Annotated in this window: 10 protein-coding genes; 3 read left to right on the top strand and 7 right to left on the bottom strand. The window is 68.6% G+C overall.

Going from position 1 to position 12,653, the window contains the following annotated elements; genetic code table 11:
• Positions 1 to 19: 19 nt before the first annotated feature.
• Positions 20 to 1,699 (top strand): NAD-dependent DNA ligase LigB, encoded by a 1,680-nt coding sequence (ligB, locus tag ABD017_RS10270; protein WP_343882663.1) that lies wholly within the window; start codon positions 20 to 22, stop codon positions 1,697 to 1,699.
• Positions 1,700 to 1,723: 24 nt separating this feature from the next.
• Here the strand turns inward: ligB and ABD017_RS10265 are convergent, their stop codons facing one another.
• From ABD017_RS10265 to dinG, 3 genes are all read right to left on the bottom strand, one after another.
• Positions 1,724 to 2,125: a YchJ family protein gene (locus ABD017_RS10265; RefSeq protein WP_343882662.1), complete on the bottom strand. Its 402-nt coding sequence runs from the start codon at positions 2,123 to 2,125 to the stop codon at positions 1,724 to 1,726.
• Between the two features lie 78 nt (positions 2,126 to 2,203).
• Entirely contained in the window at positions 2,204 to 2,401 is a 198-nt protein-coding gene (locus ABD017_RS10260; protein WP_343882661.1) for a hypothetical protein, read from the bottom strand.
• A gap of 544 nt (positions 2,402 to 2,945) precedes the next feature.
• The gene (gene dinG / locus ABD017_RS10255; protein WP_343882660.1) at positions 2,946 to 5,066 is read right to left on the bottom strand and encodes an ATP-dependent DNA helicase DinG; all 2,121 of its coding nucleotides are present in this window, start codon (positions 5,064 to 5,066) and stop codon (positions 2,946 to 2,948) included.
• 274 nt (positions 5,067 to 5,340) lie between these two features.
• Between dinG and ABD017_RS10250 the strand changes: the two genes are divergently transcribed.
• Positions 5,341 to 8,244, top strand: a complete 2,904-nt coding sequence (locus ABD017_RS10250) for a bifunctional diguanylate cyclase/phosphodiesterase (protein ID WP_343882659.1) — start codon at positions 5,341 to 5,343, stop codon at positions 8,242 to 8,244.
• 70 nt (positions 8,245 to 8,314) lie between these two features.
• A complete protein-coding gene (locus ABD017_RS10245) occupies positions 8,315 to 8,482 on the top strand; it encodes a hypothetical protein (protein ID WP_343882658.1) in 168 nt (55 codons plus the stop codon).
• Between the two features lie 46 nt (positions 8,483 to 8,528).
• Here the strand turns inward: ABD017_RS10245 and ABD017_RS10240 are convergent, their stop codons facing one another.
• The 4 genes from ABD017_RS10240 to ABD017_RS10225 form a co-directional block, all read right to left on the bottom strand.
• Positions 8,529 to 9,182 (bottom strand): DsbA family oxidoreductase, encoded by a 654-nt coding sequence (locus tag ABD017_RS10240; protein ID WP_343882657.1) that lies wholly within the window; start codon positions 9,180 to 9,182, stop codon positions 8,529 to 8,531.
• An 83-nt stretch (positions 9,183 to 9,265) separates the two neighbouring features.
• Positions 9,266 to 10,567 carry a type II toxin-antitoxin system HipA family toxin gene (locus ABD017_RS10235; RefSeq protein ID WP_343882656.1) on the bottom strand — a complete coding sequence of 434 codons (1,302 nt, stop codon included), beginning with the start codon at positions 10,565 to 10,567 and terminating at the stop codon, positions 9,266 to 9,268.
• Entirely contained in the window at positions 10,564 to 10,854 is a 291-nt protein-coding gene (locus ABD017_RS10230; RefSeq protein ID WP_343882655.1) for a helix-turn-helix domain-containing protein, read from the bottom strand. The genes ABD017_RS10235 and ABD017_RS10230 overlap by 4 nt, the downstream gene beginning before the upstream one ends.
• A gap of 94 nt (positions 10,855 to 10,948) precedes the next feature.
• Positions 10,949 to 12,571 carry an NAD(P)/FAD-dependent oxidoreductase gene (locus tag ABD017_RS10225; RefSeq protein WP_343882654.1) on the bottom strand — a complete coding sequence of 541 codons (1,623 nt, stop codon included), beginning with the start codon at positions 12,569 to 12,571 and terminating at the stop codon, positions 10,949 to 10,951.
• Positions 12,572 to 12,653: the final 82 nt, after the last annotated feature.

Here is a 12,653-nt window from a genome sequence, read left to right as displayed (position 1 = left end):
ATCACGATGCGGAACGCACATGCGCAAGCGATGGCGGTGGCTGGGGTTGCCGTTTTTCCTGGTGGCGACGATGGCGGCGGCGACCTGTCCGTCGTGGACGGAGGCGCAGGCCCGGCAGGAGCTGCGCGCCCTGCACGACCGGCTGGATGGCTGGAACCATGCCTACCGCGTCACCGGCCAGTCGCCGGTCGATGACGCGGTCTACGACCAGGCGCTGCAGCGGTTCGAGCGCTGGCGTGCCTGTTTTCCCGCCCAGGCGCCGGCGCCGCTCGCGCATCTGGCGGACGCCGGTGGCGCGGTCACCGCACCGGTGGCGCAGACCGGGCTGGCGAAGTTGCCCGATGCCGCCGCGGTGGCCGCGTGGGTGCAGTCGCACGGCGACGATCTCTGGGTACAGCCCAAGGCCGATGGGGTGGCGGTAACGCTGTTGTACCGCGATGGCGAGTTGCGCCAGGCCACCAGCCGTGGCGACGGCCTGCACGGATCGGACTGGACCGCCAAGGCGCGGTACATCGGCGCGATCCCGCACCACCTGCCCAACGCGCCGCCGCGCGTGGTGTTGCAGGGCGAGCTTTACTGGCGCCTGCCGGATCACGTGCAATCGCGCGACGGCGGCCTCAATGCGCGCTCGGCGGTCGCCGGCGCGATGGCGCGCGATACGCTGGATGCGGCCACCGCGGCGCGCATCGGCCTGTTCGTGTGGGACTGGCCCAGCGGCCCGTCCGACATGCCGTCGCGACTGGCCGGCCTGCGCGCCATGGGTCTGGCCGACAGCGCGGCCTACACCCAGCCGGCAAGCACGCTCGCCGAGGTCGAACGCTGGCGTCGCCGGTGGTATGAGCATCCGCTGCCGTTTGCCGCCGATGGCACCGTGCTGCGCCAGGGCCGGCGACCGGAGGCCTCGACCTGGCGGGCGGAGCCGCCGGACTGGGCGGTGGCGTGGAAATATCCCGCCGCCCAGGCGCTGGCCGAAGTGCGCGCGGTGATCTTCACCGTCGGTCGCAGCGGCCGCATCACGCCGGTGCTGGAACTGGAGCCGGTGCAACTGGACGATCACCATGTGCAGCGGGTCAGCGTGGGTTCGCTGCGGCGCTGGCAGCAGTTGGACATCCGTCCCGGCGATCAGGTGGAGGTAGCGCTGGCCGGCTTGACCATCCCGCGCCTGCAGTCGGTGGCGTGGCGTGCGCAGCAACGCCAGCCGGTGACGCCGCCCGATCCGGCGCGGCACGATTTCCTCAGTTGCTGGCGGCTGGCGCCGGGTTGCGAGCAACAGTTCCGGGCGCGGCTGGTCTGGCTGGGCGGCAAATCCGGATTGAAGCTTGACGGCGTGGGCGCCGACACTTGGCAAGCCTTGATCGACGCCGGCCTGGTGCATGGGCTGCTCGACTGGATGGATCTCACCGCCGCGCAGCTGGCGATCGCGCCCGGAGTCGGCGCGGCGCGAGCCGATGCGCTGGCGCGCGCATTCGCCGCCGCACGAACGCGGCCCTTCCATCGCTGGCTGCAGGCGCTGGGCGCGCCCGCAACCGGTGCCGCCGTGCCGGGCGATTGGCGCACGTTGGCATTGCGCAGCGACGATCAATGGCAGGCCGCCGGCATTGGTGCGGGAAGGGCGCGGCACCTGGTGGCGTTTTTCCGGCATGCAGACGTGCGTGCGCTGGCGATGCGCCTGCATGGGCTGGGCGTGGCTGGATTCTGAAGAAGGCTGCGGCGGCGCGGACGGTCAGGCCTTGATTTCGCCGTCGCGGTAGAACCAGCGACCGTTCTCGCGCACGAAACGGCTGGTTTCATGCTGGCGCTGCGCACGGCCGCCGCCGAGCCGGTAGCGGGCCACGAACTCTACCGTGGCGTGGTCGTCGTCGATCACGTGGTGCTGGCGGATATCCAGCCCCAGCCAGGTCGGTGCCGGCTGCTGGGCCGACAAACGCAGCGACGCCGGCCGTGTGTCGGCGTGCCAGGTGGCCAGCAGGTAATCCTCGCGCAACAACACGTAGGCGCTGTAGCGCGAGCGCATCAACTGCTCGGCCGATCCGGCCGGTTTGCCCTCATGTAGCGGGCCGCAGCAACCGGCGTAGCCGGCCTCGTTGCCGCACGGGCACGGCGTCATGGTGTCGATGGATTTCATGCCGCACTTGTACCCGGTTTGGCGGCGTCGTGCAGGTCGTTCGATCGACCTGCGGGGTTTGGGAAGGTCGGCTCGCCCTCAGACCGGACGCCCACGCAGCACGCGGGCCGGCAGCATCAGCAGCGCACCGAGGAAGGCAAACACCGCCGTCACGGTGATGCCCACCAGCCGCAACGGCAGCAACAGCAGCCACACGATCGGATACAGCACCAGCGCCAGCAGGGCCAGCGGCCAGCAGAACACCAGCAGCAACAACCAGAGCAGGAAACCGGCCATGTCGTGTTCCTCGCGGATCGAAGGATGCAGCCACTCTAGCGCAGGGTCGTCGTGCGGCGTAGATGACTTCTGGTACCTCCGGGCGCGGGAGAACAGGAGCAAGAGCGACCCCTCCCCAACTCTCCCCTGCGAGCAGGGGATGGAGTAGAGCGTGGTGCTTTTTTGCTTCTCCCCCTGCTTGCAGGGGGAGACTGAGAGGGGGTTGCGCGGGATCGCGGGAAGCAAGATCAAGAGCGGACCCCACCCCAACCCTCCCCTGCGAGCAGGGGATGGAGTAGAGCGTGGTGCTTTTTTGCTTCTCCCCCTGCTTGCAGGGGGAGATTGAGAGGGGGGTGCGCGGGATCGCGGGAAGCAAGATCAAGATCGGACCCCACCCCAACCCTCCCCTGCGAGCAGGGGAGGGAGTAGAGCGCGGCGCCTTTTGCTTCTCCCCCTGCTTGCAGGGGGGGCTGAGAGGGGGTTGCGCGGGATCGCGGGAAGCAAGATCAAGAGCGGACCCCACCCCAACCCTCCCCTGCGAGCAGGGGAGGGAGCGGCCGCGCGGTCAGTTGCCGCGTTCGATCACGCGCCTGAACGGCGGCAGCGCCTTCAGGATGCCGCTGCCGTAGCGCTTGGTGACTACGCGCCGGTCCAGCAGCACGATGCGGCCGTGGTCGGTTTCGGCGCGGATCAGGCGGCCGCAATACTGGGTGAGCAATCGCGTGGCCTCGGGGATGCTGACCTCGATGAACGGGTTGCGGCCGCGCGATTCCAGCCATTCGGCGTAGGTGGCACCCACCGGATCGGTGGGCACGGCGAACGGCAGCTGGGTGATCACCACCGTCTCGCACAGCTTGCCCGGCAGGTCCAGGCCCTCGCCGAACGAGGCCAGTCCGAACAGCGTGCTGCCCTTGCCGGCCTCGATGTCGGCACAGTGTTCGGCGACCAGTTGCGACTTGCCCAGCGAGCCCTGCGCGCGCACCTTGCGCACCATCGCGATCGGCAGTTTCTGCAGCACGCGATCGAGCTTCGCCCGCGAGGTGAACAGCACCAGGTTGCCCGCGTCCCAGTCGAGGTTATCGGCCAGCCATTGGCTGATTTCCTCGGCGTGCGCCTCGCGCGCGTCGGGCAGCGTGCGCATCGCCGGCACTTCCAGCCGTGCCTGCGCGGCGAGGTCGAACGGCGAGGGCAGGCTTACCGTCACCGCCTCGCCGGGCAAACCCACCGCGTCGGCAAAGCCGCGGAAATTGCCGCCCGCGCTCAGCGTGGCCGAGGTCAGCACCACGCCGCTGGCGTTGCCCCACAGCACGCTGCGCAGCAGGCCGCCGGCGGAGACGGCCGAGGCGTGGCAGACCAGTTGCTGGTCGCCGCCCAGGGTGACCCAGCGCGCCATCGGCGGGGCGTTGTCGGGGTCATCCGCGGCCCATGCGCGCCAGCAGCGGGCCTGCCTGTCGATGCGCTCCAGCGCCATGCCCAGTTCGCGCGACAGCGCCTCCTGGGTGGGGCCGCCGTCGGTCATTTCCACCACCGCGCGGCGCACGGCGGCCAGCCAGCGCTGTACCTCGTTGGTGTTCGCGCTGAGCACCTGCGCGTGCGCCACCCACGCATCCGGCAACTGGCCCAGCGAGCCGCGGTACATCGGCTCGGTTTCCGATGGATCGGGCAGCCAGGCCAGGCGGATTTCCTTTTCCAGTTCCTCCAGCGCGTCGCTGAGTTCCTGCAGCTTCTCGTCGCCCTTGTCCAGGCTGAGCTTGCCCAGGGTTTCCTTGTCGGTGAGCGAATAGGCGGCGTGCACCTGGCGGCCGAGCCGGCTCAGCTGGCGCACGGTGGCGTTGATGTAGACCTCGGCCGCGCCGCGGTCGATCGCCTTGCCGGGCACGTGGTGGCCTTCGTCGAAGATGTACAGCGTCTCGTCCGGGCGCGGCAGGATCACGCCGCCCCAGGACGGGTCGCCGTTGCCGGCGCTCTCGCCGGGCATGGTCAGGTCGGCCAGCACCAGGTCCTGGTTGGCGACGATGATCTCCGCATCCTCCACCGCGCGGCGGGCGGTGAAGAACGGGCAGTTCATGAAGTGCGCGCACTTGCGGTTGGTGCAGCCGCCGGCGCTGGTGGTGAGCATGGGGCGCAGCAGGTCGCTGACCGGCTCCGGCGCGCTGTCCATGTCGCCGTCCCACTCGCGCCGCTCGAACGCGGCGCCGAGCTTGGCCAGCGCCTGCTTGTCGCGCGGCTGCGGCGGCTTGGTCCACAGCACCAGGTCGGCGTCGAAACCGGCCAGGCCCATCTGCGCGCTGTCGTTGATGCTGTTGGCGGCCAAGGCCAGGTTGCGCGGGCACAGGTAGCGGCCGCGGCCCTTGGCCAGCGCCACCTTTGCCTCGATGCCGTTGAGCTTGAGATACAGCGGGATGTCACGCTGCACCAGCTGCTCCTGCAGCGCCACGGTGGCGGTGGCGATCAGCAGCTTTTTCTTCTGGAAGCGCGCCACTTCCACGCCGGCGATCAGGTAGGCCATCGACTTGCCGGTGCCGGTGGGCGCCTCGATCACCGCCACGCCGCCGGCCTGGCCGAACGCCTTGGCCACCTCGGCGATCATCCGGCCTTGGGAGGCGCGCGCGCGGAAGCCGGGCAGGCCGTCCTTCAGCCGCGCATAGGCGGCGCGGATGGCATCTTTGGTGGTGTCGGCAAGCATGCTCGGGGGAACCTGTGACGCAGTAAGGGCATCGCCGCCGCCGATGCGGGCAGGCGCGGACGATGCCGCGGGCACCGGCCGTGCGCGCGGTGCGAGCGGCACAGTTTATATCGGTATTGCGCCGGCGCCCGCTTGCGGGCACGCTGACGCGGCGCACAAGGAGCGGTGCGCGACACTAGCGCGTCGGTAGCCAACGGGTATTGGCGGACCGCGGTCGGGGAACCACAGAATGATGCAGGCGGGTGCTGTGCGGTCGACGCCGTCAGAAGGCTCATTGCAGCTGATATGGCTGGCGCGTCTGGCCGCCGCCCACACGCCCGACGAAGTCGGCGTGACGATTGCCTCGCTGGCGCAGGCGCAGCCCGGGTGCGAGCAGGCGTTCGTGGTGTGGGGCCTGAGCGATCCGGCCAATCATTACAGCGCACCGCCATGCTGGGTCGATTCGTCCGACTGGCCCTGGTTGCAGGACGCCGCGCGCGCCAGTTCGGCGCGCGCGCACCCGCAGGACAATCGCGTGGCGCTGCGCATCTGCCAGCGGCCCGAGCCGGTGCTGCTGGTGCTGACGATCGCGCCAGGCCACGATGGCATCGCGCTGCTCGACGATCTGGCGGCGCCGTTGCAACTGGCCGGCCAACATCTGCGCCGGGCGCTGGAGTGGTTCGAGCTGCAGGATTCCCACCGCCAGCTGGCGCGTTCGGAAACGCTGCAGCGCGCGCTGTTCGCCATTTCCGACCTGGCCGGCTCCGACCGCGACATGCCCGACATGCTGAGCGACATCCACAGCATCGTCAGCACGCTGATGTACGCGGAAAACTTCTGCATCGTGATGTACCACCCGGCCAACGACACGATCCGCTTCCTGTACTTCGTGGACGTGGAGGAGCCGGTCGTCCCCGGCAACGGGCGGGATCTGCCGCTCAGCGCCATCGAGCACACGCTCACCTGGTACGTGATCCGCGACGGCAAGGCGCGCATGGGCAATGCGCGCGAGCTGCGCAGCCAGGTCTCCGGCCCGATGAACCTGCAGGGCCCGGAAAGCTACGACTGGCTGGGCGTGCCGATGCTGCGCGATGGCCAACTCGGCGGCGCGCTGGTGGTGCACAACTATCAGCAGGGCGTGGGGTTCACCAACGAGGATCTGGCCCTGCTGGAATTCGTCGGCAGCCACATCCTCACCGCGCTGGAACGCAAGCAGTCCAAGGCCGACCTGGAGCAACGCGTGCAACAGCGCACGCTGGAGCTGGCCGAGGCGAACCGCGGCCTGCAGCTGGAGATCATCGAACGCCAGCGCGCCGAGCACCTTCAGGCGGCGTTGTTCCAGATTGCGCAGCTGGCCACCGCCGACATCGGCCAGGACGAGTTCTATCGCCGCGTGCACGCGGTGGTCGACGATCTGCTCAACGCCAAGAATTTCTACATCGCGCTGGTTTCCGACGACGGCAAGCGGCTGATGTTTCCCTACGCGGTGGACGCGACCCAGCCGCGGCAGGAGGAGCGACCGCTCGGCCGCGGCCTCAGCGAATACGTATTGCGCCACCGCAAGGCGCTGCTGGCCGACAAGGCCGACATCCGCAAGCTGGTGCGCAGTGGCGAGGCATCGCCGGTGCAGTCCGGCGCCAGGGCCACCTGCTGGCTGGGCGTGCCGCTGATCGTGGGCGACGAGGCGATCGGCGTGGTCACCGTGCAGAGTTATTCGCGCGACGTCGTCTACGACCAGGCAGACCAGGAGCTGCTCAGCTTCGTCGCCACCCAGATCGCCAGCAGCCTGATGCGGCGAAGGTCGGCCGAATCGCTGCGGCGCGCCTACGAAGAGCTGGAGCAGCGCGTCGAGGAGCGCACGCTGGCGCTGCGCAAGGAGATCATCGAGCGCGAGCGCGTACAGGACCAGCTCAAGCACCAGGTCATGCACGACCTGCTCACCGGCCTGCCCAACCGCGGCTACCTGCGCGACCGCATGGATCGCGTGCTGGCCGCCATCCGGCGCGAGCCCTCCCGCCGTTGCGCCTTGCTCTATCTCGACGTCGACCGCTTCAAGATCATCAACGACAGCCTCGGTCACCTGGCCGGCGACGAGGTTCTGAAAGAGGTATCCAACCGGCTGGCCAACTGCGTGCGCTACCCCGACCTGGTGGCCCGGTTGTCGGGCGACGAGTTCGCCATCCTGGTGGAGGAGGTGGAAAAGCCCGCCGACGCCACGATGGTGGCGCAGCGCGTGCTCGACGCCCTGAGCGTCCCGATGATGGCGGCCGGCAAGGAGCTGCAGACCACCGCCAGCGTGGGCATCGCCATCGGCGATGGGCAGTATGGCGCCGCCGACGAGATGCTGCGTGACGCCGACATTGCGCTGTACCGGGCCAAGGCGCTGGGCCGCAAGCGCTATGCGCTGTTCGACGAGACGCTGGCCAAGAACGTGGTCGACGTGCTGGCGATGGAGGGCGAACTGCGCCAGGCGCTGGCGCAGGATCAGTTCGAGCCCTATTTCCAGCCCATCTGCCAGCTCGATGGCGGCAAGGTGGTCGGTTACGAGGCGCTGATCCGCTGGAACCATCCGCAACGCGGCGTGCTGCGTCCGGCCGACTTCCTCAAGATCGCCGAGGACAGCGGGCTGATCGAAGCGATCGACTGGCGCATGTTCGAACTCAGCTGCACGCACCTGATGCGCCACGGCGCGGCCGGCACGTTCATGACGATCAACGTGTCGGCGCTGCACCTGCGCCATGCCGATTTCGACGAGCGGCTGATCGCCCTGCTGCAACGCACCGGCCTGCCGCCCGCACGCCTGATCACCGAGGTCACCGAGGGTGCGCTGCTGGACAACCCCGAACGCGTGCGTGACACGCTGGAGCGGCTGCGCGCTGCCGGTATCGGCGCGGCGCTGGACGATTTCGGCACCGGCTATTCCTCGCTCAGCTACCTGCATTCGCTGCCGTTGCGCATGCTCAAGATCGACCGCGCTTTCGTGCACGAGCTGGACAAGGGCGCCAACACCAACAGCACCACGGTGGTCGCGGCGATCTTGGCGCTGTCGCGCGCGCTGGGCATCGAGGTGATCGCCGAAGGCATCGAAACCGACGTGCAATACGGCGCGTTGCAGGCGATGGGTTGCGAGCTGGGGCAGGGCTACCTGATGGGTTATCCCTCGCCGATCACGCACTGGCTGGCGTCCGAAAGCGCCTGACGCCGGCGCGGCATCACGAATCCGTCAACGGCGACGGCCTACCCTGGGCGAAAACCCCCGGAGAAACGCCATGACCCGTCCACCCGCTGACCGCAAGCACGGCACCGGCGACCGCAACGACGGCGATGTCGCCAAGCTCGACGAGAAACTGCAGGATCGTCGTGACGACAAGAAGGAAAAAGGTGCCGAGGAAGTGAAGCGCCAATCGCATCACGACATGGGCATCGAGCATCCCTGAAACGCCGCAGCGCGACCCCGCAGCGCGGTGCGTCCGCGCGCAGGGCTCAGGCTGCCGCAACGATCTGCCGCAACGCCTGCTCGAACGCCTCCGGTGGCTGACCGCCGGAAATCAAATGCTGGCCGTTGACGATCGTGGCCGGCACCGAGTGGATGCCGCGCGACTGGAAGAACTGCTCCTGCGCGCGCACCTCGTCGGCAAACTCGTCGCTGGCGAGAATCTGCCGCGCACGCTGCGCATCCAGCCCCGCCTCGACCGCCAGCCGCAGCAGCGTGTCGTGCGCGCTGACGTCCTCGCCGTCGGTGAAATACGCGCGCAGCAGGATCTGCTTCAACGCCATGTGCCGCCCCTCCAGCTCGGCCCAATGCAGCAGCCGGTGCGCATCGAAGGTGTTGTAGACGCGGCTGCGCCGGTCCATGTTGAAGGTGAAGCCCAGCGCCGCGCCGCGCTCGCGGATCATCGCGCGGTTGGCGTCGATCTGCTCGGCGGAACTGCCGTACTTGCGCACCAGATGCCCGGTGGCATCCTCGCCCTCGGCGGCCATCTGCGGATTGAGCTCGAACGGCTGGAAGTGGATTTCGGCGGCCACCTCGCCCTCGAGTTTCGCCAGCGCCTGCTGCAGCGAGGCCAGCCCGATCGCACACCACGGACAGGAAACGTCGGAGACGAAGTCGATGCGGACGGAGGCGGGAGTGGTCATGGTTGTCTGCCGATGGGGTGAACAGACACGAAATTGGGGGTGGGGCGGGGCGCTTCAAGGCGTGCCGTAGCAGGCGGTGAACGTCAATCCTCGTGGCCGGCGGGCTGCGCCAGTCGCCGACTTTTCTCGCGAGCACTATCGATGAGCGAATCCGGCAGGGACTGCAGGATCGGATGTTCCAAACCGCCACCGCGCATGGTGCGGGCAAGGTCGCTGGCGAGGTCCGGAAGTGCTTCGGCCATCCCGGTGATGCGTGTCAGCCCGGCGTCGATGTCGATACGCGCATCGCGCAACAGCGATTCCCAGTGGCGCTGGCGGATGTCGCGCAAGCGATAGGTGTTGCCGACTTTCATCGCCATGGCCAGTTTGTCCTGGCGCAACGCCGGGTAGGGCAGTGCGCTGCCGAGGTCGTACAACGGCGCCAGGCGAATGCGGCCGCCACGACCGAACAGCAGCGCGTAGTTCTTGGCGTGGGCATCGGTGCCGGCGATCAGCCAGTTGAAGGCAAGCGCGTCGATGAAAGTGTCCACGTCGCGGGACGGGGCACTGGAATGGATGCGCAACACGTCAATGATGGCCAGCGGGCCGGGGCCGCCGTCGCTCTGGTATTTGCGTGTCGGCGGAACGGCCAATGCCTGGCACAGGTCTTCCTGATGCACGCGCAACAGCCGACCCCCTTGCTCGATGCGGTCGAAACGGGTCACCACGATGGCGGGTTCGCCGTCGAACCGGTGCACCTCGGACTGCGCCACCGGCAGGCCAAGCCGACGGGCCAGGGCAAGGCAGAAATGTTCGTTCTCGGCGTGACCATCGAACGCGGCGGTCGGTGGCTTCAGGATGTGCGTGGTGGGCGTGCGCCCGGCGGGCACGCCCCAGCGGCCATCGCGCCGCAGCAGCGCCGTCTTCGGTTGCGCGCCAGAGAGACTGAACTGGCCATGGTCGGTGGCGCGGCGGGTGGCCGAAGGGTCTTGCCGCAAGGCGCGCAGGCGCTCGCCGATCTCCGCTTCGTCCAGCCATTCGATATCGTCGGCAACCTGCTCCTGCAGCGCCGGCAGGCGCTCGACGGGCACGAATTGCACCGCGCCGGCGCAATCCTCGCCGATGTGCGCCAACAGGCCGAAGGCGTTGCGGGCGGAGACGTGAAACTGGCGGGACCAGCGCGCCAGGATCTGCTCGTTGTCGGGCAACAGGCCCCACAGGAAGGCGTCGACGACGGCATGCGGATGCGTCGCGCGGACCAGTGGCATGGACAACGACAGCGGCACGGCATCCGGATGCCGGCGCCATGCGTCCGCATAGTCAAAACGCAACCGGCCGCTGCGTTCGCGGACGACGGTACCGATGGCCGCGCCGTCCATCACGGCGACCAGGGCGTCGACCGTCACTGCGGCGGCTTCCGCGCGGCGTCGATGATGGCATCGATGTCGATGGCCGGCGTATCGGCGACGTGGCCGTAGGAAGGTGGCGCCATGCCGGTTTGCAGCGGATTGTCGAGCGTGTTGAGTGCACGCAGCACCAGGCCTATTTCCGCCCGCGGTTTGCCGCGCTCGACCTCCACCACCCATTGCCGGCTGACGCCGATGCGACGGGCCAGTTCGGCTTGGCCCAGGCCGGCCTGCTTGCGGCTCTCACGCAGCAGCGCGCCGATGTCCTGCGGGGTCCGGATGAACATGGTGGCCTCAAGTCGTCGCACGACGACATCATGGAATGTCAGCGATCGGAGACACTATAGCTATGTCGTCGATCGTTGACAATGCTTGGAAGGGTCAGTTTTTCGTGATGTTTCGCGCCACCGCCTCGGCCACCTTGATGCCGTCCACGGCGGCGGAAAGGATGCCGCCGGCGTAGCCGGCGCCCTCGCCGGCGGGGTACAGGCCGCGCGTGTTGCGGCTTTGCAGGCTGTCGTCGCGGGTGATGCGCACGGGCGAGGAGGTGCGTGTTTCCACGCCGGTGAGGATGGCGTCGCGCATCGCGTAGCCACGGATCTGCCGTTCGAACGCGGGCAGCGCTTCGCGGATCGCGGCGATGGCGTAGTCGGGCAGGGCGCTGTCGAGGCTGCCCAGGTTCACGCCCGGCTGGTACGACGGCTGCACGTCGCCGAAGTCGCGCGAGGCGCGGCCGGCCAGGAAATCGCCCACCAACTGCGCCGGCGCGCTGTAGTTTTCGCCGCCGAGCACATAGGCGTGGCTCTCCAGCGTGCGCTGCAGGGCGATGCCGGCCAGCGGGCCGTCACCGTAGGGCGCGAAATCGGGCGGATCGATGCCCACCACCACGGCGGCATTCGCATTGCGCTCGTTGCGCGAGTACTGGCTCATGCCGTTGGTGACCACGCGGCCGGGCTCGCTGGTGGCGGCCACCACGGTGCCGCCTGGGCACATGCAGAAGCTGTAGACCGAACGCTTTTTGCCGTGATGCACCAGGTGGTAATCGGCCGCGCCCAGGATCGGATGGCCGGCCTGCGGTCCGAAGCGGGCGCGATCGATCACCGACTGCGGATGCTCGATGCGGAAGCCGATCGAGAACGGCTTGGCTTCGAGATACACGCCGCGCGCATGCAGCATCTCGAAGGTGTCGCGTGCGCTGTGGCCCAGCGCCAGCACCACGTGATCGGCGCGGATCTGCTCGCCGCTGGCCAGGGTGACGCCGCGGATCTGCTGCCGTCCGTCCGCGCCCGCCTCCAGCAAGAGGTCATCCACGCGCTGGCTGAAGCGGACTTCGCCGCCCAACGATTCGATTGTGGCGCGCATGTTCTCCACCATCGACACCAGCCGGAAGGTGCCGATGTGCGGCTTGCTGACGTAGAGGATTTCCTCCGGCGCGCCGGCCTTGACGAATTCGGTGAGTACCTTGCGCCCGTGATGCAGCGGGTCGCGGATCTGGCTGTGCAGCTTGCCGTCGGAAAACGTGCCCGCGCCGCCCTCGCCAAACTGCACGTTGGATTCCGGATGCAGGTTGCGCTTGCGCCACAGGTCCCAGGTGTCTTTCGTGCGCTCGCGCACTTCCTTGCCGCGATCCAGGATGATCGGGCGAAAACCCATCTGCGCCAGGATCAATCCCGCGAACAGGCCGCAGGGGCCGAAGCCGACCACCAGCGGGCGGTGTTCGATGCGCGGCGGCGCCTTGGCCACGAAGCGATAGCCGGTGTCGGGCGTGGGCCGCACATGCGTGTCGTCGGCGAAGCGCTGCAGCAGCTCGGCCTCGCGCGGCGTGTCGATATCCAGCGCGTAGATCAGCATGATCGCGCCGCGCTTGCGCGCGTCGTAGCCGCGCCGGGCGATCGTGTATCCGGTGAGGTCGGCCGCCCCGATATGCAAGCGCTTGAGGATGGCAGCCTCCAGCGCGGCCTCGCCGTGGTCGAGTGGCAGCTTGAGGTCGGTCAGTCGCAGCATGGGCGGGTCCGGCAGATGGGTGCTGCATTTTCGCAGATGTGGATCACCCGCCCGAACGTGTTCCCCGCCCCGGTCCTCTCCT

Origin of the sequence: Rhodanobacter caeni, from assembly GCF_039523575.1 — a bacterium.
Lineage (GTDB): Bacteria > Pseudomonadota > Gammaproteobacteria > Xanthomonadales > Rhodanobacteraceae > Rhodanobacter > Rhodanobacter caeni.
Note: the sequence above shows the minus strand (reverse complement) of the source record. Positions and strands in the feature narration are given on the sequence as shown.